Here is a 21,928-nt window from a genome sequence, read left to right as displayed (position 1 = left end):
TTGCACTTCATCAACTTTCCGGTTCCGGGTTTCAGCCATCGCAGCGACAGGTTGCGGTGGCTGAAACCGTACTAATCCGCCCGTTTTACGCTTGAACGAATGAATACTAAACCGCTCCTGTTATTTTTTTCCACTCATCCGGGACGGTTTTCGGGCCGTCTGTATTGGCTTTTATGGCTGTTGATGAGTTCGGGAACCACCCTGCTGGCCCAGACCAACCAGCTCACCGGAAAGTTTGTCGATGCCAGCAATGGCGTGTTGATCGGGGTGCCGGTAATTCTGACGATGCAGCAGGATACCACCCAGAAGCAGTACACGGTGACGGATACCAGTGGCGTTTTTTCGTTTCAGAATCTGAGTCCGCAGGCGTATCGGATCAAGGCGACCTACCTCGGTTTTTCGGATTACGACAAGGTCATCACGATCAGTCAGGAGGTTCAGGATCTGGGAGCCATCACGCTCAGCGAAGATTCCAAAACGCTGAAGGAAGTAGTGATCAAGGGTCAGATACCGCCCGCCCAGCAGAAAGGCGACACGCTCCAGTTGAACGCCGAAGCCTTTAAAGTGACCCGCGATGCCACCACGGAAGATCTGATCAAAAAAATGCCGGGGATTACCGTCGAAAACGGCACCGTGAAAGCCCAGGGTGAAGACGTGCAGCAGGTGCTGGTGGACGGCAAAATCTTTTTCGGCGATGACCCCAGCATTGCGCTACGGAATCTGCCGGCGGAGGTGGTCGATAAAATTGAAATTTTTGATCGGATGAGCGACCAGTCGCAGTTTACCGGTTTTAACGACGGGCAAACCTCCAAAACCATCAACATCGTGACGCGCGGTGACCGGCAAAACGGTGTTTTTGGCCGCGTTTACGCGGGCTACGGAACCGATGATACCTATTCGGCGGGCGGCAACGTCAACTTCTTCAACGGCGCCCGGCGGTTTTCCATCGTCGGCCTGAGCAACAACATCAACCAGCAGAACTTCTCCTCCCAGGATCTCACCGGCGTCGCCAGCGGGGGCGGGGGCGGAGGGGGCGGTTTTGGCGGTGGGGGTCGCGGGGGCGGTAACCGGGGTGGCGGTGGTGGCCGCGGAGGGGGTGGTGGCGGAGGGGGCGGAAGCGACAACTTTCTGGTGGGGCAGCAGAGCGGCATCAACAAAACCAACTCGATTGGCCTCAACTTCTCCGACGACTGGGGCAAACACCTGACGTTTCGGGGCAGCTATTTCTTCAACAACAGCAACAACAACAACGCGCAGACGGTTTTCCGGCGGTATACGCTCGCCGAAAATGCCAGCCAGAACTACTTTGAAAACAGCATCTCCCGGACCGAGAACTACAACCACCGGCTCGATTTCCGGCTCGAATACACCATTAATTCCAACAACTCGCTGCTGATTACGCCCCGGTTGCGCTGGCAGAACAACAATTCGTCGAGCCGGGTGGAGGGCATTACCTACCTGGCTCCCGACAGCGCGTCCGACAATCCGTCGCTGGGCAACAACTTCAACCCGCTGATTCCGGCCGACAGTTTGCTGCTGAACCGGAGCAATACCGACAATTCGGCCCACACCCGCGCATTCAATTTCAGCAATAACATCCTGTTTCGGCACCGGTTTGCCAAACGCGGGCGTTCGCTGTCACTGAATTTCGGAACCCAGATCAGTACGCAGGATCGGGAAAGCACGCAGTTGTCGCTGAACGAATATTTTACGGGCAAAACGCCGGATCAGCGCATCGACCAGCGAACCACCAACTACACGCCGAGTTACCAATACTCGCTGAATGCGGCTTTTACGGAACCGCTGAGTAAATTAAGTCAACTCCAGCTTAATTACACGACGACCTACCGCTACAGCGATGCGACCAAACGGACCAACCGCTACAACGCCCTGACGCAGCGGTATGACCAGCTGGATTCGCTCTTGTCGAACACGTTTCAGAACGACTACCTGACCAATTCGGCCGGGGTTGGTTACAACTACCGTTCGCCAAAAATGGGGCTGAATGTCAACATGAACTTTCAGCGGGCCGACCTGATCAGTGATCAGATCTTTCCGCTGAACAACGATGTCCGGGCGAATTTCAACAACCTGCTGCCTTCGGCCATGCTCGACCTCAAGTTATCGACCGACAGCCGCATCCGGTTATTTTACCGCACCAACACCCAGGCGCCGGGCGTCACGCAGCTCCAGAATGTGCTCGACAATTCCAACCCGCTGTTTCTGACCGCCGGAAATCCGGACCTGAAACAATCGTACAGTCACAACGTTTCGGCCCGCTACCAGCTGACCAAACCGGTCAAAGGCCGCAGCCTGTTCGTGTTTGTCAATGTCGGCTCGACCAACAACTACATCGCCACCTCAACGCTGATCAGCAACGGAACCGCCACGCTCCCCGACGGCACCACGCTCGGGCAGGGCGTGCAATTCACCCGGCCCGTCAACCTGAGCGGTTTCTGGAACCTGCGCACGTTTGTGACCTACAACACGCCCCTCAAATTCATCAAGAGCAACATCAGCCTCAATGCGGGCAATGGCTACAGCAGTTCGCCGAGTTTGATTAACGGACAAATTAACAACGCCAATACCACCACCTGGTCGCAGGGCGTCAACCTGAGCAGTAACATCAGCCAGAAGCTGGACTTTTCGTTCTCGTACTCGGGGAACTTCAACGACGTGAAATATTCCCTTCAGGCCGCCAACAACAACCGGTATTATTTTCAGGTGCTGAGTGGCCGGGTCAACTGGATTTTTGGTCCGGGGCTGGTGGTGCAGTCCGATATTTCGAATCAGAAATACACCGGTTTTAACGGCAGCGTCAACCAGCAGTACACGCTCTGGAATGCGGCCGTGGGCAAGAAATTCCTGAAAGACCAGCGGGGCGAGCTGAAGGTGTCGGTTTTTGATTTGCTGAAACAGAATAACAGCCTGAGCGTCACGCAGTCCGATACCTACGTGGAAAACAGCCGCGCGCAGGTGTTGCAGCGGTATTTTCTGCTGACATTTACGTACAACCTGCGCCAGTTTAAAGCTTCGCCGACCCGCGGCAATACCGACGGTCAGAACCGGCCCGATCGCCCGAACTGGCGCGAGGGGGGCGGAGGGGGCCGGTTTCCCGGCGGGGGTCGCCCGCCCGGCGGACCGGACAACAACTGACGGGTATTGCAGGTGGAGAAAAAAGAAAGCCAGACGACGTGAAGTCACCTGGCTTTTTTTATCGCCCAATAAACGGTTACTTTGAAAAATAGATACTTTTCACGGTATCCCCGGTTATCAGCGACGTACTGATGGGAAAACTCGCCCGGGAAGATTTTGTTTTCAAAAACCGTATTTTTTTCAACCTGTACCCGACTGTCCATGCGTGAAATGGTTTTGCTGGGGCTGACCCTGCTGCTGGGGATGGCGTTGCTGGCTACCCTGGCCCAGCGTCTGCGCATTCCAACCCCTATTTTTCTGGTTCTGGGCGGTTTGCTGGTAAGCCTGATTCCGGGCGTGCCGCTGCTGACGATCGAACCGGATCTGATCTTTCTGGTTTTTCTGCCCCCCCTTCTCTACGAAGCCGCCTGGTCGATGTCCTGGCGCGAGCTCTGGCGCTGGCGACGCATTGTGCTGGTGCTGGCCTTCGGGCTGGTGGTGCTCACGGCGACGGCCGTGGCCTACGCTTCGTACGCTTTTATCCCCGGTTTTACGCTGGCCCTCGGTTTTTTGCTGGGCGGGATTGTGTCACCACCGGATGCCGTAGCGGCTACTTCGGTGCTCAAGGGCATTGATGTTCCCAAAAGTACGACCAGTATTCTGGAAGGCGAAAGTCTGATCAATGACGCATCCAGCCTGATTGTCTTCCGATTTGCCTTATCCACCCTGACGCTGGGGGTGTTCGACTGGCAGGAAATAGCGGTTGATTTTGTGCTGGTGACGGTTGTGGGCGGATTGATCGGCCTGGCAATCGCCGGAATTTTCTACGTCATTCACCGCTGGATTCCCATGCAGCCGCGCATCAGCATTCTGCTGACGTTTCTGGCCCCGTACATCATGTACATGACGGCGGAGCAATTTCACTATTCGGGCGTTATTGCCGTTGTCGCCGGCGGTTTGTTTCTGTCCAACCACAGCCACCAGATTCTCAACCACACCGAACGGGTGCAGGGAACGTCGATGTGGGGCACGGTTATTTTCATCATCAACGGCGTGGTGTTTGTGCTGATCGGGCTGGAACTGTCCGTGGTGGTGCAGGGGCTGGACGGATATTCGCTGTCCGACGCCATCCTGTACGGTTTGTTGATCTCGGCGGTGCTCATCGTGGTGCGGGTGGTCTTTGCGCTGATGGCGGCTGGCTGGACCCGGATTGCGGGGCGGTTTATCCGGGTGGCGGTTCGCAATGCGGGCTGGCGCGGGCCGCTGGTGCTGGGCTGGGCCGGAATGCGGGGCGTGGTTTCGCTGGCGGCTGCCTTGTCGGTGCCGCTGGCGGTGAACGGCCAGCCGTTTCCGCACCGCTCGCTGATCCTGTTCATTACGTTCGTCGTGATTCTGGTGACGCTGGTGTTTCAGGGCCTGACGCTCCCGTATGTCATTCGCTGGCTGCATCCGAAAGACCTCTTTCCGCGCACGCCCGAAGAACAGCAGTCGGCGGCCATCAGTCGGCAGTTGCACGAATCCGCCCTGCAGGAGCTGGAGAAACACTACGGTCGGCAGTTACACGACAATGATTTGCTGGTCAACCTGAAAAACCGCCTTGAAAGCGGTTTGCGGCTGAATCAGATTATTGCCTCGGATCGGGATGGGCCGCTGCTGGCGCAGTATAAGGAGGCCCTCACCCGCCTGCATCTGGTCAAACGCCAGAAACTGGACCGACTCCGGCATCAGGACGAATTTGATGATGATGTCATTCGCCGGATCGAAACCCAGCTGGATCTGGAGCAGGAGAAAACCGAGCAGACCATTCAGTAAATAAAGAGTGATTAACTCGTATCGGCATGAATTTTACGATTCGCAACGACCGGCCCGACGATTTTCTGGCGATTGTCCGGGAGGTCGGTCAGTGGCTCACCGAGTCGGGGCAGGAAATGTGGGAGCTGGACACGCTGACCCCCGAAAACCTGTTTGATGACTACACCCGCGAAAACGCCTACGTCCTGTACGTTCGCCGGGATGGCGGGCTGATTCCGGCCGCCACGTTTATTTTGCAGTGGAACGATCCGTTGTACTACGAAGACGTTCCCGCTAATACCGCCGGTTTTATTCACAAGCTGGCGATTCGGCGGGCGTTTGCCGGGCAAAATCTGTTTGCCCCCATCCTCGACTTTTGCCGCCAGACGTGCCGGCAACGGGGCATTCACGAAATTCAGCTCGAAACCGATGCCACCCGCCCCGCCCTGATGCGGTTTTACGAACGCAACGGGTTTGAACCCACGTACCAAAAGTCGATTCACGAGTTCGGACAAACGTTTTTGTGTCAGTACTACGTGATGCGGTTTTAGGCTTACAAAACCGTTGATACGGTTGAAAGGGTGAAATTTTCTTTGTTCCGACCCACGGCTAAAAGAGGAGCGACTAAAGGACTTCCTATTTCTGAAAAATCAGGACGTGCTGCTGCGGCAGTTTCTTATACACGGTTTTCAGCCTCAGACCCACGGCTTTCATTTCCCTGGTGGCCTGGGCAACGCTCATTTTATGGTGCGGTTTGATGGGCACGTTCGGGTCTTCGGCGCGGTATTCGACCAGCACCACGCGCCCCCCCGGTTTCAGCGCCCGGACAATGCTGGTCATCATTTCGTGCGGGTGCGAAAACTCGTGGTAGGCATCCACCAGCAACGCCATGTCGATGCTGCTGGCGGCCAGTTTGGGATCGGTGATTGTTCCCAAAACCGGCTCGACGTTGACTACCCCGGTTTTCTTTCTGGTTTGGTTCAGGTCGTTGATCATTTCCTGTTCAATATCAATTGCCAGCACCCGGCCTTTCGGCACGTTGGGCGCGATTCGAAACGAGAAATAACCGGTTCCGGCCCCAATGTCGGCTACCACGTCGGTCGGTTTCAGACTCAGGGCCGCCAGCAGCAGGTCGGTTCGTTCTTCCTGTTCACGCTCCGGGCGTTCGAGCCAGGCGGCTCCCAGATGCCCCATCACCTGCGAAATTTCCCGGCCCAGGTAAACTTTTCCCGTTCCGTCGTAAGCCGGTTTCCGGTATTGATAAACGCCCTTCGGCGCATCCGTGGCCAAACCGGGTGACTGACCGAACGCCCGTCCGCAGCAGGCAATTAGCAGAAAAATAAAGAAACCAAGGGGCCGGATTAGCGTTTTCATCGTAGGCAGGAAAATCTTCTACGGATTGAACAAGCGGCAAAAGAAAGTGTTTAGAGATTATTTTCCACCTTTTCTACAGACGCATGAACCTTCTTTTGCACCTTTTGCTCGATGCCGCCGTCATCTTCGGTCTGGCCTACCTGATGCCCCAGGTCGACGTGAAAAGTTTCGGAACCGCCCTGCTGATTGCGGTTATTCTGGCGGCCCTCAATTTTCTGGTTGGCTGGCTGATTCGCTTTCCGCTGAACCTGGTGACGTTCTTTCTGCTCACCGGAATTGTCCGGATTGTGGTTACGGCGATCCTGCTCAAACTCATTGACAAAATGATGGGCAGTTTCACGATTGTCGGGTTCTGGCCGGCGCTGGTAATTGCCATTGCCGTAGCGGTCGCCGGTGCGATTGTCGACGGCGCGCTGGCTCCCTCCCCGGAAGTGATCGAATTGCGTGAACAGGAAGCCATGCGGCTGGTGCCGGAGCAGCTTGCACTCCGTTTTCGGGTGTGATAAGTTACCCGTCATTTCAAAAGTAAAATAATGAATGCCACAGGTAAAAGTAGGCTGGCGCGCTAAACACTTTTACCTGTGGCATTCATCCTTTTACATTGCCTTTACCACCGGGTTTACTCCACCACTTTCAGCTCCACGTCGATGTTGCCGCGCGTGGCGTTGGAATACGGGCAAACCTGGTGTGCTTTCTCGACGATGGCCTGTGCCTTGGCCCGATCCACACCCGGAATCTGCACCTCCAGCACGACGGCTAATATAAAACCGCCGGTTTCAGTTTTGCCGATGCTGACCTGTGCGGTGGTGCTGGTCGTACCGGCCTGAATTTTTTGGGTCCGGATAATCAGACTCAGGGCGCTGTCGAAACAGGCTGCGTAGCCGGCTGCGAACAGGGTTTCCGGATTGGCGTACATGCCGCCGGGCCCGCCCATTTCTTTCGGAACGCGCACATCCATCTCCAGCGCGCCGTCGTGTGATTTTACGTGGCCGTTGCGGCCGCCGGTTGCGGTGGCTTTCGCCGTATACAGTTTTTCCATGCTAAAAAAAGAAGCAACAGCCGGGTTGGGCTGTTGCCAGATTGTTTTCAGGATAACGGCTGAGGGTTCGGAAAGGTTGCGCCGGGCGGTTTATTTCGCCTTGCGGATGTAAATATTACCGTGCATATTTTTCATCATCACTTCGCGGCCCCCGCCGTTGACCTTGCCCTGCACCCAGTCGTCGATGGATACTTTATACATCCCATCCTGGTTGGACCGCGTGGCTTTGGCCTGACTTTTATCGACATCCACGTCGAAATCGCTGAAAATGTCGCCCTGATCGGACTTGAGTTTGACGTTGAATTTGGCATTGGCCGGAAACGTCACATCGATCGTGCCGTTGAGCGTCGAGAACGCCATGGGCGCGTCAGCGTTGACATTCCGGAACGTCGCTTTCACCAGGCCGTTGATGCTGTTGGCAACCGCCGAACCGCTCACGTTGTTGAGCTGAACCGGCCCGTTGACGTTTTTGACCTCCAGTTCGCCGTTTACATTCTCGATCACCACGTCACCGTTGTTGACGGTACTGACTTTAAGGGAAAACTGCTGCGGAACTTTGATCGCCAGGTTGGTCGTCCGGTTGATGGAGGAAGTACTGAGGTGGATGGAATTGTTGTTCTCCTTGGCCGTCAGGTCCAGCCCACCGCGCGGAGAAAGCTTTTTCATGCCGGCTGACAGCTCTTCGGATCTGCCTTCGTTGGCCCGGCGCCCGTGCGGCCGGGCGTCTTGGCCCGAAGGCTCGGCTCCGTTCGAGGCATCGATCACCACCTCTTTTCCGTTGTAGCCGGTGACCCGGATGGAGCCGTTGATCAGGTGAACCTGGAGCGAGCCCGGTTTGCCCGGATCGCTCAGCGGAACCACCAGTTGTTCTTTGATTTCTGTCTGGGCCAGCAGCGGTTGCAGGTCGGCAAGCGTAATCAGCAGGAGAGCAGCAACGAATATGCGGTTTGTTTTCATGGTTTTCAGATTGTTAATAAAGACGAAAGGAGATTGACCGGCGCAAAAAGACGGAGAAAGTACGGAGGGTACGCCCGGTTTTCTGCCAGACCGGTTGAAACGATTGGATGAATCAGGATTGTTTTTTGATGTATACATTGCCATTGAACGTCTCGAACTGGAGCGTTTGGCCGCCTTTTCCGATCCGGATGGCCGTGTCCTTGTTGAGTTTGTAAACCGTACCGTCGCCCTTTTTTTCCTGCGTTTTGGTGACTGTGGGTGCTAACAGTTCGGCATTCGGAAAATCGGTGTAGAAATCGCCCTGGAAGGTTTTGAAGCTCAGATCGGCGGACAAACTGGCCGGGTAGCTGATTTTGATGTCGCCGTTAAGCGTGTAATACTTCGATTTTTCGGGCGGGCTGGTCACGTAGTTGGCCTCCACATTGCCATTGATGGTGTGGGCGTTTGTAGCCCCTTTGATGTTGGTCAGAAAAATGGCCCCGTTGATGTTGTGAGCGCTGATGGCGCCGTTGACATCCTTAACCGTTACATCACCGGAGTTGATGGTCGAAACGTGAATATTCATGCCAAACGGCACTTTAACCGTATAATCGAGGTCGAATTTGTATTCCACTTTGCGGTTGTGGCGGTTCTGCCAGCCGCGGTTCGGGCGGGTATCGTGCGGTTCGGCGATGTAGGCAATCACGCTGTCGGCGTTCTGATCGAACACCAGCTTAAATTCCTGCTTGCCCTGTTCCAGCACTTCGCTGGTCTTGGCCGAGAGCGTTTGGTCCACCTCCAGCACCACTTTATTGCCCGAATACCCTTCGACCTTGATAAAACCACTGATGTTGTAGATGGCCAGCACGCTGCTACCGGCGTCCTTCGAAAGCGTAAACTCCTTGCTGATGTGGTTTTTGGATTCCAGCGTTTGGGCCGTTGCGGAAAGGCAAACCAGTACCAGTCCCGCCAGAAAGAGGGGCATAAACAGTCTCATAGTTGTTGTTTTGTTAGAGCGTAAAAGAGTATGGGTGGCAGGAGACGCAGGACAGGCGGTACAAAGGCAAAAAACCGGCTGGTCGGATGTCTTTCTTCGCTTGTTTATCGTTCCTGTCTAGGTTAAATCCTTGATTGATTGTTCAATTTTCACCTTAACGAAGTCGTTGAGGTTTTCCTGCCGAAGCAGTTGCCGGAGCGGTTTCACCGAGCGTTTTTCCTGCAATTTTACCATCACGTCGGCCAGGGCCGCCTGCACCAGGGGCGAATCCTGTTTGACGATGGACTGCACCAGCCCTTCCCGTACGGCCGGGTCGGCCGCGAGCGTCACCAGCGCTTCCAGCGTCACCAGCCGGACGTTCTCGTTGGAGTCGTTGTTGAGCGTACTCAGCAGCGCTTCCACCACTTTTTCGTCGGCGTGTTCAATGTCTTTGGTGTATTCCACCGCCCGGAGTCGCTCGGTGGCCGACTGGTTTTCGAGCAGCGACAACAAAACCGTCTGCCGCATTTCTTTCACCTGCGTGTCCAGCTCGGTGATCTGCTGCTCGTAGGCCGGTTTGGTCCGGTCGTTGAGCCAGAAACCGCCTGCTAATCCCATCAGCACCAGCGCCAGGCTGTAGGCCACGCGCACAGCCAGTTGCGGGGTCAAAAACCGCCGGAGCCGGCGCAGAATGCTTTTCCAGGACCGCTGGCGTTTTTTGGTTTCGGCGTGCTGGTACGTTTCGAGCATGGCATAAAACCGGGTCCGGACTTTCTCGCCGGGTTCGGGCACCGGCACGGTGCCCAGGGCCCGCCAGAGTTGCCGGGTCCCTTCCAGTTCGGCCTGGCAGTCCGGGCAGTTGGCCAGATGCGCTTCCAGGATCGTCCGTTCCGGTGTCGGAATCTGGATCGGGTTGCTTAACAAATCAATGAGTTTCTCCCGGGCGCTTTCACAGTTCATAAGTGTATCGTTTCGGTTTATACCGCATTCAGAATCAAGGCAAAACGGGGCCGTCCAGGGGCCTCAGGTACGGGTTAAAAAGACCCGCCGGAGTTCGTTCATCGCCCGGTGCACCCGCACCTTGACGGCTCCTTCGGTGGTGTCCAGAATCCGGGCAATTTCGTCGTACTTCAATTCCTGAAACCGGCTCAGAATCAGAATTTCGCGGTAATCCGGATTCAGCTTTCGCAGGGCATCGTGCAGGGATGCCAGCTCCTGTTCCTTCTGCATCTGTTCATCGGCGGAAGTCCCCCCGCCAATTTTTTCGACAAAATCCGCCACGTCGTAATGCTGCGCCGACGGCTTGTTTTTCCGGACGTGATCGGCCAGCACGTTGCGGGCCAGGTGGTACATCCACGTCCGGAATTCGCCCTCGCCGGTGAACGTATGCCGGTATTTCAACATCCGGTAAAAGACGTTCTGCACCAGGTCCTCGCTCGTGTCGGTCTGCCCCGTCATGTGGTACAGAAAACCGAACAGGGCGCGGTGGTAGCGCTCGAAGAGCAGACCCATCTTTTCCAGATTGCCGTCCTTCACCTGAAGCATGAGCGCGTTGTCCGTCAGCGATTTCAACCGGGTAGGTTTGCGAGTTTGTCGAATCTGGTGGTGGAAACTTTCGGAAGTTGGGAAGGTTACAGCAAGAGACGAAATTTTTTCGGGCTCTTTTTTGTAATTTGCTTACCATGATTTTCGATAACCACAACCGCCCCATCACTTACCTCCGGCTGGCCGTCACCGATCGCTGCAATTTGCGGTGTTTCTACTGCATGCCGGAAGAGGGCATCCGCTACCTGCCCAAACACCAGTTGCTGACCTACGAGGAAATGGAGCGGCTGGTGCGCGTGCTGGCCCGGCTGGGCGTGTCGAAAATCCGGATCACGGGCGGAGAACCCTTCGTTCGCAATGGTCTGATGGATTTTTTGTGGCGGCTGAAAGCCACCGAAGGCGTTGAGGAATTGAACATTACAACCAACGGCGTGCTGACCGAGCCGCTCGTGCCCGAACTGGTTCGCATGGGCATCGGCTCCGTCAACCTCAGCATCGACACGCTCGACCGCGAGCGGTTCCGGCACATTACCCGGCGCGACGAACTGCCCGCCGTTCGGGGTACGCTCGATGCCTTGCTGGCGCAGGGGGTGCCGGTCAAGCTGAACGCCGTTGTGATGGAAGGCAAAAATATTGAGGACATTCCGCTGCTGGCCGAACTCACCCGCGATCACCCCGTCGAGGTGCGGTTTATCGAAGAGATGCCCTTCAACGGCGAAGGAAGTCACTACCCGGTTTTGAACTGGACCCACCGGCGTATTTTGCAGGAGTTGCAGGGGTTGTATCCGGGTCTGAAACGACAGTCGGATTCGCCGTTTTCGACGGCCACCACCTACCGGATTCCCGGTTATCAGGGCAGCATCGGCATCATTGCGGCCTTTACGCGCACCTTCTGCGGCACCTGCAACCGCATCCGGCTGACGGCGCAGGGCACGCTCAAAACCTGTCTGTACGACAACGGGGTGCTCGATGTGCGGCAGCTGATGCGGTCCGGGGCCACGGATTCCGAACTGACGGCGGCTTTTCTCAAAGCCTTTGCCCATCGTCCCAAAACCGGTTTTGAAGCCGAACACGAACGCGGTCCGGTCACCGAATCCATGTCCACGATTGGGGGGTAACGGGGCTTGATCCTTTGATCAAACCAGGCCGGTTTTGAAAACCGGCCTGGTTTGATAGCCAACGCCCAGTTTATTCCACTTTCAGACTCTTTACCGGATCGGCCAGGGCGGCTTTAATGCTCTGGAAACTGACGGTCAGCAGGGCAATGCCGACGGTGAGCAAACCGGCCAGCGCAAACATCCACCCGCTCATGTCAATCTTGTAGACAAAGTTTTCGAGCCACCGATTCATGGCGTACCAGGCCACCGGTGACGCAATGACAAACGCCAGGGCAATCAGCAGGATAAATTCCCGGGAGAACAGGTACACGATGCTGCCCGGGCTGGCGCCGAGCACTTTCCGAATACCGGCTTCCTTGGTCCGCTGAACCGCCATGAAGGAGGCCAGCCCGTACAGCCCGAGGCAACTCAGGAAAATGGACAGCCCCGCAAACCATTCGTAAAGCCGGGCCAGTTGCTGCTCCTGTTTGTAAAAATTGGCAATTTTTTCGTCCAGAAACTCGTACTCAAAAACCGCATCCGGAAACAACGTCCCCCAGATCGTGGCAACGGATTCGATCGTGGCCGACAGATTGGCCGGATTGACCTTGATCCCGGCACTGCTGTAATTCCGTTTGAAATTTCCCATGAAAACCGGGTGAATGGCATCTTTCAGCGAAGCCGCGTGGAAGTCTTTCACCACCCCGACAATCGGGCCTTTGGCGTAGTCGTTCCACAAATTGATTTCCTGGTTCAGCACGTCCGCCGGTTTGGCAAAACCCAGTTTTTTAACGACGGTTTCGTTGACGATGAACTCCCGAATCGAATCGTTGGCGGTGATGTTTCGTCCGGCTACCAGGGGCAACGCGTAGGTCTTCAGGTAGTTAGCGTCGACCCATTTCAGGATGCTGGGAAAGCCGGTTTCCTGGTCTGCGTTGGCAAACCGGAATGTAGTCCAGTCATTGTCCTCGTGGGCGGGGGCCTTGCTGTTGAAACTGACCTGTTGCACACCGGGTGTTGATAGCAGGCGGTCCCGCAAATAAGCGAGCTGGCTGATGCTGGCGCTGTCGTTCCGGAAGGGGACATTCACGATGGCGTCTTTCGCAAATCCCATGGAGCTCGTATCGAGGTAGTGCATCTGTTTCACAATCACCAGCGTGCCGGTAATCAGGATTTGGGCCACCACAAACTGCCCGACGACCAGCACCTTGCGCAGCGAAATGCCCCGGCTGGTGGTCGCCCGCAGCCGGCTCCTCAACGCAACCACGGGATTGAAGCCCGACAGAATAACCGCCGGGTAAAAACCGGCCAGCAGGGTAACGGCCAGCGTCAGGCCGAGCAGGCTGGCGACCGTCACGGCCGGATTCAATTGCCGGAAGGAGAGCGGCATATCCAGCAACCTGCTCAGGTAGGGCGTTGCAAAAGCCAGCAGACCAAGGGCCAGCAAAACCGAGGTGCTGACCAGCAGCAACGTTTCGAGCAGAAACTGCGTTCGGAGTTGGGTCTTATTGGTTCCCAGCACTTTGCGGACGCCCACTTCTTTCGAGCGGTTGAGGGCCTGCGCCGTGGAGAGGTTGATGAAATTGACACAGGCGATGATCAGAATGAAAGCCGCAATCAGCCAGAGCGTCTGAATGCGTTCCGGCGACGTGGTTTTGCCGCTGTAATTGGTGATGCCGCTGTACTTAATGCCCTCATCGTAATGCACCCGGTTTAGGGGTTGCAGCACATGCGTCATTTTGTCTTCCGCCGGGCGGTATTTTTGGGAAAAACCGCTCAGCAGCGTATTAAAGGTCGAAACGTTGCCGTTGGGGGGCAGCAGAACGTAACACTGGTGCACACTGCTGATGCTGTTCCAATCGCCCGAGGTGGCATAATCCAGCACGCGATAGGGTACCATGATCTTGACCTGAAAATCCGTATTGGCCGGTGGATTCGCCAGAATACCGGTAATGTTCATGACGTGCTGGTAATCCAGCCTGATGGTTTTTCCGAGGGCCGCGCGCCAGTCGCCAAAATACAGTTCAGCGGTTTCCTGGGTCAGCACCGCCGAGTTGGGTTCGGCCAGGGAAGAAACCGGGCTGCCCGCCAGCCACGTAAAATCAAACAAGTCGAAGAACGACGGTTCGACGAAAAACACCCCGGTTTTAAACTTTTTGGCGGGCTGATCGTCCGAAGCCGGCACCGCGATCGGCATTTTATTTTGCAAAAAGATTCCGGCGGTTTTCTCAAACTGGGGAATATCCCGCCGGAGGACCGAAGGCAGCGGGGGCGGAACCCCGGTGGCGTGTGTCGCAAAATCGATGGATTTCCCGTAAACCGTCAAGACCCGGTAGATCCGGTCTTTTTTGGCGTGAAAATCGTCGAAGCTGGTTTCATAGCGAATGATCAACGCGATGATCAGGCAAACGGCCAGGCCCACCGTCAGTCCGGCGATGTTAATGAACGTGTAGGTTCGGTTACGGACCAGGCCCCGAAAGGCGGTTTTGAAACAATTGCGCAGCATACCGGGATGGAAGGAGGAGGGGTGAAGATTGTCGGTTTTTTTAGCCCGTCGGCGCACGAATGGCGGCAGGGCCGAAACGACATTCAGCAGATACCGAATGGTCGCCCGGGTTTTCCCGGATCGCTGGTGCCAGTGGCAGTAAAGCTCTTCGAGATCGCCCTGAACCTCTTCCAAAGTATTCGACGGATGCAGCCAAGTCAGCAACCACCCGGCCCAGCGGGGTGGACGGGGCGGTTTGGGTTCGGGTGATTTCATGCGGTTTTTCGGATGTCGGGATTTGTCTCTATTTTATCGTACAAATCCTCTGCCAAACCCCTGAAATGCTCTACAGCACTTCAGAAGGACGATTTTTGCTGGTGTACTGTCCGTAAATGGACAATCGTTGTCCGCTCGGGGACAGCCCGTTAGCGCGTTTTGGCGCAATGCAGGGCTGGTTGGCAAGTGCCCAACCGTTCATCGAGTCATAGCGCCATTGATGTATTATGCATTACATAGTACCTGTTATAGCCTAAAATTTGTTTGTATTTCTGTCGAACTCTATTTGTACGATTGCTTATGTTGCGGAATTACTTTAAAATCGCTTGGCGGAATCTGCTGCGGAACCGGGCTTTTTCGGCCATCAACATTGTCGGGCTGGCCATTGGGCTGGCGACCTGCCTGCTGATCAGTTTGTTCGTTCTTGATGAACTGAGCTACGACCGGTTTCACGAAAAAGCCGACCGGATTGTCCGCGTGGTTTTCCAGGGTACGGTTCAGGGGGGCAAAATGAACGAAGCGCACGTGATGCCGCCCGTGGCACGGACGCTCCGGGCCGACTACCCCGAGGTTGAGGAGGCCACCCGGCTGCGCGTCGGCGGAAGGCCCCAGTTCAGGATCGGCGACAAAGTGTTCAACGACGAAAGAATGGCGTTTGCCGATTCCAATTTCTTTCAGGTGTTCAGTTTCCCGCTGGTGCAGGGCGATCCGAAAACCGCCTTGACGCAGCCGAACACGGTGGTGCTGACCAAGCCGACGGCCCTGAAGCTATTCGGACAGGAAAACGTGCTGGGCAAAACGCTCCAGGTCAAAGGGAGCGATATGCCCCTGACGATCACCGGGGTCATGGCCGAAATTCCGACGAATTCGCACTTTCATTTCGACCTTTTTACGTCGATGGCCAGCCTGCCGGAAGGTCACTCGACTTCCTGGATGACGTCCGAATTCTTTACGTACCTGGTGTTGTCGGAAGGCTATGACTACAAACAACTGGAAGCCAAACTACCGCAGGTGACCGAAAAATACATGGGGCCGCAAATTGAAAAAGCCTTTGGGATGCCCTACGCGCAATTTCGGCAGAAGGGCAACGACCTCGGCCTGTTTCTGCAACCGCTGACGGCGATCCACCTGCATTCCGATTCGGCGTATCAGATGGAGCCGTCCGGGAACATCCAGTATGTGTACCTGTTCGGAGCGGTGGCGGTTTTCGTCCTGCTGATTGCCAGCATCAACTTCATGAATCTTTCAACCGCCGGAGCCTCCAAACGGGCCAAAGAAGTGGGCATCCGCAAAGTGATGGGGTCCGTCCGGCTGGAACTGGCGTTTCAATTCCTGATCGAATCCATTCTGCTGACGTCCATTTCCCTGGCGGTGGCGCTGGGACTGGTGTACCTGACGTTACCCTTTTTCAATAGTTTGTCGGGGAAAGAGCTGACATTCAGTTTTGTCGCGGCTCCCTGGTTGTTCCCGGGTCTGCTAGTGTTTGGGTTACTCGTGGGTGTTCTGGCGGGCAGTTATCCGGCTTTTTTCCTGGCTTCGTTCAAACCGGTGACGGTTTTGAAAGGGCGGTTCAGCTCCGGGAAAAGCAGCATCAGTTTGCGCAGCGGCCTGGTGGTTTTCCAGTTTTTCATTGCGATTCTGCTGATGGTCGGCACCACCGTCGTGTACCGGCAACTCGATTACATTCAGCACAAAAAACTGGGTTACGACAAGGATCAGGTGCTGGTGCTGTCGAACACCTGGGCACTGGGGGCCAAAGAAACCGTGTTCCGCGACCTGCTGTTGCAGGACCCGCGCGTGGTCAACGTCAGCCATTCGGGCTACATTCCCGCCGGTGAGAGCTTCAATAACAATTTTCTGGTCTACGGTGACAACAATGCCACCCAGATTGTCAAGACGTTACGCTACGATGTCGATTACAATTACATTCCGACGCTGGGAATGAAGGTGGTTGCCGGGCGGAACTTCTCCCAATCGTTCGGAACCGATTCAACGGGAATCATTCTCAACGAAACAGCGGCCAAACTGTTCGGGTGGAACGAAAAAGCGCTGGGTCACCAGATAACGAATTTGAATAATGACGGCAAAGGGGCAACCTACCGCGTGGTCGGCATTGTGAAGGATTTTCACTTCCGGTCGCTGCACGAAAAAATTACGCCCCTGGTGATGGTGCTCGCCAAAACCAATGGAACGATGATCGTGAAGGTAAAAACGCGCGATGTTTCCGATCTGCTGGCTACCGTCAAAAACCAGTGGACCGCCTTCAAACCCGATCAGCCGTTCTCGTACTCGTTTCTGGATGAGCGGTTTATGCAGACCTACGAAGCCGAACAGAAAATCGGCCGGATTCTGGGCATTTTCTCGGGCCTGACCATTTTCGTGGCTTGTCTCGGGTTGCTGGGCCTGGCTACGTTTACGGCCGAACAACGAACGAAGGAAATTGGCGTTCGCAAAGTCTTGGGCGCGTCGGTGGGCAGCATCGTCGGTCTGCTCTCCCGCGACTTCATCAAGCTGATTGTGATTGCCATTTTGCTGGCGTCGCCCCTGGCCTGGTATGCGATGACCCAATGGCTGCAGGCTTTCGAATACCGGATTGCGGTTGAGTGGTGGATGGTTGCGGGAGTCGGTTTGCTGGCAATTACCGTCGCCCTGCTGACTATCAGCTTCCAGTCGCTCAAAGCCGCGCTGGTGAATCCGGTGAAAAGCCTGCGGGCGGAGTAGAAAAAGAATGTAAAATATAAACCGGCGACCCGGTTTACAGGGATGATTCCCAACAGTTTTAGAGAAGAATAAGCGAGACAGGGGAATTTTTTGCTCCCTTGTCTCATTTTTGATCTATTTACTTTGTATTACAAAGTTCTTTTTTACTTTTGTTTTCAAACTGTTTCTGCGAGAACCTTTAGGCATCTTTCACCCTGCATACACTGATAAACATCTATGGAAACTAACCGGGAAATTCGCGACGGAGCTGACACGCTTCGCTTTTCAAGTGGCGTTAAAGGACTATTGATCAGCTTGTTAATGCTGGCCGGAATGGCGCCGGGATACGCTCAGCCGCTGGATAAAGCGAAACTGGACCAATTTCTGGATCGGCTCGCCGAAAAAGACAAGGCGATGGGAAGTCTGGTCATTGCCCGGGATGGCAAAGTGCTGTACCAGCGAGCCATCGGCTACGGCCAGATCAACGGCGCTGAGAAAAAACCGCTGACCGCAGCGAGCCGGTTCCGGATCGGGTCGATCACCAAAATGTTCACGGCTGCGCTGATCCTGCAACTCGTCGAGGAAGGGAAATTGAAGCTGACCGATACCCTCGACAACTTCTTTCCGCAGGTTCCAAATGCCACGAAAATTACGATCGCGCAAATCCTCTGGCATCGCAGCGGCATCCCAAACGTCAGGCGCGATCAGAATGCTCAGAGAAATGTCAACACAGTTCCGGTAACGAAAGATGAAATGCTCGCTCTCATCGTTAAGGCCACGCCCGATTTCGAACCCGACACCCGACATGCCTACAGCAACTCGGGCTATCAGCTGCTCGGTCTTATTCTCGAAAAGATCACCGGCAAACCGTACGGCGAAGTCCTTAGGGAACGGATTACCTCAAAAAGCGGGCTGGCGAACACCTACCTGGCGACCGGACCGATTGATGCGGGCAAAAATGAAGCGCTGACGTACGGCCGCTTCGGGGGTGACTGGCAATCGGTCGCCGAAACCCACCCCAGCATTCTCTACAGCGCGGGCGCAATTGTCTCGACGCCGAACGACCTGGTCACCTTCATCCAGGCGCTGTTCGCCGGAACAATCGTGTCAGCGAAAAGTCTCGATCAGATGAAAACGATCCGGGACGGCGAGGGATCGGGAATGGAGCCCTTTACGTTCGCCGGCAAGACCTTTTACGGGCATACGGGCGGTGCTGACAACTACGGTGCCTGGCTGGCGTACCAGCCGGAAGATAAGCTGACGGTCGCTTACACAACCAACGCGAAGGTTTACCCGGTCGGCAACATTGTGCGTGGCGTTGTCGACATTTATTACCAGAGACCGTTCCAGATTCCTGCTTTGGAATCCATCGCCGTCAGTCCGGAGGTGCTGGATACGTACGTTGGCGTTTATTCGAGCCCCGGCGCGCCCGTGAAATTTACCATTACCCGGGACGGTTCGACGCTTTTCTTTCGACCGCCGGGCGAGCAGTCTGCGGCCCCTCTCGAAGCAACGGCCGAGACTACATTCCAGATCGAGGGTGCGGTCGTCATCGAGTTCGACGTCGCCAAAAACCAGATGACCATTAAACGGCGCGGTGGAGAGCGGGTTTTTACAAAGGAAAAATAACCAGAAGCGGATGGAAAAGAGAAAAAGAAAACCGCTGGCGTGGGTGGCCGTCCTCGCGCTCATTCCCGCCCTATTACTGCTGCTGGCCAGCTGGCACTGGAAACCGGCTGCGTTCGTTCTGACCTTTGCCCTGCTGTTTGGCGGGGCCGCACTGGGAATGGAACTGGCAACGAAAAAGAAACTGGGCAACCGGGCCTACCGATTCGCCGTCGGGCTGACCATAGCGACGGTTTTCGTTCTGGTCTGGATGAATGTGGCCGTGGGAGGCATTCTGGGCGATAATCCCGCCAACATGATGTATTTCGGGGTGCTGCTGGTCGGGTTAACCGGGGCCAACATCGCCCACCTGGAGCCACCGGGCATGTTCCGCGCGTTGTTGGCCATGGCGTTTGCCATGATGCTGGTTCCGGTGATTGCCTGGTTCATCGGGACGCCCGCTTTTGCCAACGGCTTGGGAGCCGTAGTGGGTCTGCACGCCATTTTCGCCCTGTTGTTTGTCGGGTCGGCCCTGTTGTTCCGGCGCGCGGCCCAAAACTAGGCGCCAGCAGGCTTGCATCCGCAAAACCGCAAAAAAACCCGGTCAGGGTGTACCGACCGGGCTTTTTTACGAATCTTTTGTTGATTTTACGCGTGTTGGCCCTGGTGGGTGCCCTCGCGAATTTCCTCAATCAGTTTCTTGTTGAAAGCCGGAATATCGTCCGGTTTCCGGCTGGTGACCAGCCCCTGATCGGTGACAACTTCCTGATCAACCCAGTTCGCACCGGCGTTGCGGAGGTCGGTCTGAATCGACGGGTAGGAGGTCAGCTTCCGCCCTTTTACCACATCGGCTTCGATTAGCAGAATCGGCGCGTGACAAATGGCCGCTACGGGTTTGTGTTCTTCAAAAAAATGCCGGATAAATTCAACGGCTTTCTTTTCCATGCGCAGATGATCGGGGTTCATCACCCCGCCCGGCAGCAGCAGCGCGTCGTAGCTGTAGGCGTCGGCATCGTCCAGAATCACGTCAACCGGGAACGATTGGCCCCAGTCTTTCGTATCCCAGCCCCGTACCGTATCGTTGGGCGCAATCAGGTGCGTTTCGGCACCGGCTTCCTGCAAAGCTTTCCGGGGTTCGGTCATTTCGACCTGCTCAAAGCCGTCGGTCAGCAGAATCGCCACTTTCTTTCCCTTCAATTTTTGCTGATTTTCCATGGTTTCGTTGAGTTTGATTCCTGAAAGAGTAACGACAAAAAACCGGGAAGGTTATCAGAATCGAGCCAGCGGGAAACCGCAGCGGTCCGTAACAAGCGTTCGATCAGCGCGTAAACGGAGCGCAAAAACCGTTATTCTTTTTTGAAATTCATGCCGCTGAAAACCAGCGTATCGGCTTTTCCGGCGTTGGTAAGCGTAAACCGGGCTAGCGCATTTCCGTACCAGGCTTTCTGATACGGCCCGTAAAACGTATCGTAGTGCCAGTGCGTCAGTGTTGCGTTCAGGGCGTTGTCATTGATGTTGAAAATCAGGTGGTTATTCATCACCGTTACCTCGGCTTTTCCGTACAGCGGACTGGTGTAGGTTCCGGCATACGCCAGCAGCGGCAGCGAGGGCGCGGTGTTGGCAACCCGGTTTTTCTGAAAGGTTTCGGTGGCCTTCTTGCCGGTTTCTTTAATCCCCGCATACAAGGTTTTGATCTCGGTGTTCCAGTCGCGGTTGCCGCCCAGCGCAAAGAAATCGAAGGTTTTGTACAAGATTACGTGCCGGACCTCGGCGTAGTTGTAATTGCCGTACACGTATACGCCCAGCTTTTCGTCGGGAAGCTGTCCGGTAATGGCCGTCAGCCCCGTTAAACTGCCCGTGTGAAAGTTGACCTTGTGCCCCCGGTAATCGTGCTGGTACCAGCCCAGACCGTAGGTCAGCCAGTTGGGCTTCAAAAGCTGCATGGTGGCGTATTCGTCTTCCGGAACCAGCACCTGCGGTTTGAAAATTTCGGCCCAGGTGGCCGGTTTCAGCAACCGCCCGCCGTTGTATTTACCGCTATCGAGCATGCACATTACCCACTTGCTCATGTCATCGACGCACGACCAGACCGCCCCCGCCGAACCGATTTCGCTGTCGGCGCCGTAGCCGATCGCCCGGATCGTGTCGTTGACGGCCACGTGCGGTTTAGTCATGTTGGAACTCTTGCTCAGGCCGCGTTTGGGGGCGGTTTGGGTCATGCCGAGCGGGTCAAAAATCCGTTCCTGCATCACCGTCGACCACGGTTTTCCGTACAGCCGTTCGATGATGCGGCCGGCGGCCGAATACATGATGTTCTGGTAAATAAAACCGGCCCGCAGCGGGTAACTCGGTTTGACGTACACCATCCGCCGGAACATTTCGTTGGCCGGAATGGTCATGGCGCCGGTAAAAAAATCGGTGCCGCCCACGCCCGTGTTGTGCGTCAGCAGGTCGCGCACCCGAATGTCGCGGGAAGCCGCCGGGTCCTGGAGTTGCAGTTCGGGCAGGTATTGGTACACCGGATCATCCCACGCCAGTTTGCCTTCATCGACCAGCATCCCCACCAGCGCAACCGTCATGGCTTTGGTGGTTGACGCGCAGGCAAACTGCGTCTGCGTATCGACCGGATCGTTCTTGCCTATTTCCCTGAGCCCGTAGCCTTTCTTGAAAATCACCTGGTTGTCTTTCACCACCGTGATCGCCAGTCCCGGAACCCCCCATTCTTTCCGGACTTTTTCAACGTACGCATCAAATTCCTGCACCTGTTTGGTGGTCGGTTTTTTCTGCGCGAATACCGGGAAAAGACTCAGACTAAGAAGGATACCAAGCAGGTGTTTCATCGGATTAAGTCGATTTGTGGCATGGCCGTACGTCCCCGATGGCTTCCGAATGTATCGATAGGGCAACCCCACGGGCTTTCCACCTGTGGTGAGCGGTTTTCGCTGGTCGGGATTGGCAATTTGCTTTTT

At 55.6% G+C, this 21,928-nt stretch carries 17 protein-coding genes; 8 read left to right on the top strand and 9 right to left on the bottom strand.

What is annotated here, in order from left to right; all coding sequences use genetic code 11:
* The first annotated feature begins 99 nt into the window (after positions 1–99).
* The 3 genes from ACYVHX_RS02230 (at position 100) to ACYVHX_RS02220 (ending at position 5,477) form a co-directional block, all read left to right on the top strand.
* Positions 100–3,156, top strand: coding sequence for an outer membrane beta-barrel protein (locus ACYVHX_RS02230; protein ID WP_460669960.1), 3,057 nt, complete (start codon positions 100–102; stop codon positions 3,154–3,156).
* A gap of 201 nt (positions 3,157–3,357) precedes the next feature.
* Complete coding sequence (locus tag ACYVHX_RS02225; RefSeq protein ID WP_460669959.1) at positions 3,358–4,947, top strand: Na+/H+ antiporter; 1,590 nt, start codon at positions 3,358–3,360, stop codon at positions 4,945–4,947.
* 26 nt (positions 4,948–4,973) lie between these two features.
* Entirely contained in the window at positions 4,974–5,477 is a 504-nt protein-coding gene (locus tag ACYVHX_RS02220; RefSeq protein WP_460669958.1) for a GNAT family N-acetyltransferase, read from the top strand.
* Positions 5,478–5,562: 85 nt separating this feature from the next.
* Here the strand turns inward: ACYVHX_RS02220 and ACYVHX_RS02215 are convergent, their stop codons facing one another.
* Positions 5,563–6,300, bottom strand: a complete 738-nt coding sequence (locus ACYVHX_RS02215) for a class I SAM-dependent methyltransferase (RefSeq protein ID WP_460669957.1) — start codon at positions 6,298–6,300, stop codon at positions 5,563–5,565.
* A gap of 83 nt (positions 6,301–6,383) precedes the next feature.
* Here ACYVHX_RS02215 and ACYVHX_RS02210 point away from each other — a divergent pair, with 83 nt between their 5' ends.
* Positions 6,384–6,803: a phage holin family protein gene (locus tag ACYVHX_RS02210; protein ID WP_460669956.1), complete on the top strand. Its 420-nt coding sequence runs from the start codon at positions 6,384–6,386 to the stop codon at positions 6,801–6,803.
* Between the two features lie 116 nt (positions 6,804–6,919).
* Here the strand turns inward: ACYVHX_RS02210 and ACYVHX_RS02205 are convergent, their stop codons facing one another.
* From ACYVHX_RS02205 to ACYVHX_RS02185, 5 genes are all read right to left on the bottom strand, one after another.
* Entirely contained in the window at positions 6,920–7,339 is a 420-nt protein-coding gene (locus ACYVHX_RS02205) for an organic hydroperoxide resistance protein (protein ID WP_460669955.1), read from the bottom strand.
* Between the two features lie 90 nt (positions 7,340–7,429).
* A complete protein-coding gene (locus ACYVHX_RS02200; RefSeq protein WP_460669954.1) occupies positions 7,430–8,296 on the bottom strand; it encodes a DUF4097 family beta strand repeat-containing protein in 867 nt (288 codons plus the stop codon).
* A gap of 112 nt (positions 8,297–8,408) precedes the next feature.
* The gene (locus ACYVHX_RS02195; RefSeq protein ID WP_460669953.1) at positions 8,409–9,272 is read right to left on the bottom strand and encodes a DUF4097 family beta strand repeat-containing protein; all 864 of its coding nucleotides are present in this window, start codon (positions 9,270–9,272) and stop codon (positions 8,409–8,411) included.
* A 117-nt stretch (positions 9,273–9,389) separates the two neighbouring features.
* Positions 9,390–10,211, bottom strand: a complete 822-nt coding sequence (locus ACYVHX_RS02190) for a HEAT repeat domain-containing protein (RefSeq protein WP_460669952.1) — start codon at positions 10,209–10,211, stop codon at positions 9,390–9,392.
* A 63-nt stretch (positions 10,212–10,274) separates the two neighbouring features.
* On the bottom strand, positions 10,275–10,796 hold the full coding sequence (locus ACYVHX_RS02185) for an RNA polymerase sigma factor (protein WP_460670411.1): 522 nt from the start codon (positions 10,794–10,796) through the stop codon (positions 10,275–10,277).
* A gap of 137 nt (positions 10,797–10,933) precedes the next feature.
* Between ACYVHX_RS02185 and moaA the strand changes: the two genes are divergently transcribed.
* Positions 10,934–11,914 (top strand): GTP 3',8-cyclase MoaA, encoded by a 981-nt coding sequence (gene moaA, locus ACYVHX_RS02180; RefSeq protein WP_460669951.1) that lies wholly within the window; start codon positions 10,934–10,936, stop codon positions 11,912–11,914.
* Between the two features lie 70 nt (positions 11,915–11,984).
* Here moaA and ACYVHX_RS02175 read toward each other — a convergent pair whose 3' ends face one another.
* On the bottom strand, positions 11,985–14,654 hold the full coding sequence (locus tag ACYVHX_RS02175) for an ABC transporter permease (RefSeq protein WP_460669950.1): 2,670 nt from the start codon (positions 14,652–14,654) through the stop codon (positions 11,985–11,987).
* Between the two features lie 300 nt (positions 14,655–14,954).
* Here ACYVHX_RS02175 and ACYVHX_RS02170 point away from each other — a divergent pair, with 300 nt between their 5' ends.
* From ACYVHX_RS02170 to ACYVHX_RS02160, 3 genes are all read left to right on the top strand, one after another.
* Complete coding sequence (locus tag ACYVHX_RS02170) at positions 14,955–17,375, top strand: ABC transporter permease (protein WP_460669949.1); 2,421 nt, start codon at positions 14,955–14,957, stop codon at positions 17,373–17,375.
* A gap of 216 nt (positions 17,376–17,591) precedes the next feature.
* Positions 17,592–18,983: a serine hydrolase domain-containing protein gene (locus tag ACYVHX_RS02165; protein WP_460669948.1), complete on the top strand. Its 1,392-nt coding sequence runs from the start codon at positions 17,592–17,594 to the stop codon at positions 18,981–18,983.
* A 10-nt stretch (positions 18,984–18,993) separates the two neighbouring features.
* Positions 18,994–19,521 carry a hypothetical protein gene (locus ACYVHX_RS02160; protein WP_460669947.1) on the top strand — a complete coding sequence of 176 codons (528 nt, stop codon included), beginning with the start codon at positions 18,994–18,996 and terminating at the stop codon, positions 19,519–19,521.
* 86 nt (positions 19,522–19,607) lie between these two features.
* Here the strand turns inward: ACYVHX_RS02160 and ACYVHX_RS02155 are convergent, their stop codons facing one another.
* Entirely contained in the window at positions 19,608–20,174 is a 567-nt protein-coding gene (locus tag ACYVHX_RS02155; RefSeq protein ID WP_460669946.1) for a type 1 glutamine amidotransferase domain-containing protein, read from the bottom strand.
* A 131-nt stretch (positions 20,175–20,305) separates the two neighbouring features.
* A complete protein-coding gene (locus ACYVHX_RS02150) occupies positions 20,306–21,799 on the bottom strand; it encodes a serine hydrolase (RefSeq protein WP_460669945.1) in 1,494 nt (497 codons plus the stop codon).
* Positions 21,800–21,928: the final 129 nt, after the last annotated feature.

The sequence above is a fragment of the Larkinella ripae genome, assembly GCF_054780775.1.
This window is presented reverse-complemented; position numbering and strand designations above follow the sequence as displayed.

Excerpts from the sequence above, each read along its gene's own strand:
- ACYVHX_RS02230 (WP_460669960.1), top strand. The coding sequence starts at position 100 with ATGAATACTAAACCGCTCCTGTTATTTTTTTCCACTCATCCGGGACGG.
- ACYVHX_RS02225 (WP_460669959.1), top strand. The coding sequence starts at position 3,358 with ATGCGTGAAATGGTTTTGCTGGGGCTGACCCTGCTGCTGGGGATGGCG.
- ACYVHX_RS02220 (WP_460669958.1), top strand. The coding sequence starts at position 4,974 with ATGAATTTTACGATTCGCAACGACCGGCCCGACGATTTTCTGGCGATT.
- ACYVHX_RS02215 (WP_460669957.1), bottom strand. The coding sequence starts at position 6,300 with ATGAAAACGCTAATCCGGCCCCTTGGTTTCTTTATTTTTCTGCTAATT.
- ACYVHX_RS02210 (WP_460669956.1), top strand. The coding sequence starts at position 6,384 with ATGAACCTTCTTTTGCACCTTTTGCTCGATGCCGCCGTCATCTTCGGT.
- ACYVHX_RS02205 (WP_460669955.1), bottom strand. The coding sequence starts at position 7,339 with ATGGAAAAACTGTATACGGCGAAAGCCACCGCAACCGGCGGCCGCAAC.
- ACYVHX_RS02200 (WP_460669954.1), bottom strand. The coding sequence starts at position 8,296 with ATGAAAACAAACCGCATATTCGTTGCTGCTCTCCTGCTGATTACGCTT.
- ACYVHX_RS02195 (WP_460669953.1), bottom strand. The coding sequence starts at position 9,272 with ATGAGACTGTTTATGCCCCTCTTTCTGGCGGGACTGGTACTGGTTTGC.
- ACYVHX_RS02190 (WP_460669952.1), bottom strand. The coding sequence starts at position 10,211 with ATGAACTGTGAAAGCGCCCGGGAGAAACTCATTGATTTGTTAAGCAAC.
- ACYVHX_RS02185 (WP_460670411.1), bottom strand. The coding sequence starts at position 10,796 with ATGCTTCAGGTGAAGGACGGCAATCTGGAAAAGATGGGTCTGCTCTTC.
- moaA (WP_460669951.1), top strand. The coding sequence starts at position 10,934 with ATGATTTTCGATAACCACAACCGCCCCATCACTTACCTCCGGCTGGCC.
- ACYVHX_RS02175 (WP_460669950.1), bottom strand. The coding sequence starts at position 14,654 with ATGAAATCACCCGAACCCAAACCGCCCCGTCCACCCCGCTGGGCCGGG.
- ACYVHX_RS02170 (WP_460669949.1), top strand. The coding sequence starts at position 14,955 with ATGTTGCGGAATTACTTTAAAATCGCTTGGCGGAATCTGCTGCGGAAC.
- ACYVHX_RS02165 (WP_460669948.1), top strand. The coding sequence starts at position 17,592 with ATGGAAACTAACCGGGAAATTCGCGACGGAGCTGACACGCTTCGCTTT.
- ACYVHX_RS02160 (WP_460669947.1), top strand. The coding sequence starts at position 18,994 with ATGGAAAAGAGAAAAAGAAAACCGCTGGCGTGGGTGGCCGTCCTCGCG.
- ACYVHX_RS02155 (WP_460669946.1), bottom strand. The coding sequence starts at position 20,174 with ATGGAAAATCAGCAAAAATTGAAGGGAAAGAAAGTGGCGATTCTGCTG.
- ACYVHX_RS02150 (WP_460669945.1), bottom strand. The coding sequence starts at position 21,799 with ATGAAACACCTGCTTGGTATCCTTCTTAGTCTGAGTCTTTTCCCGGTA.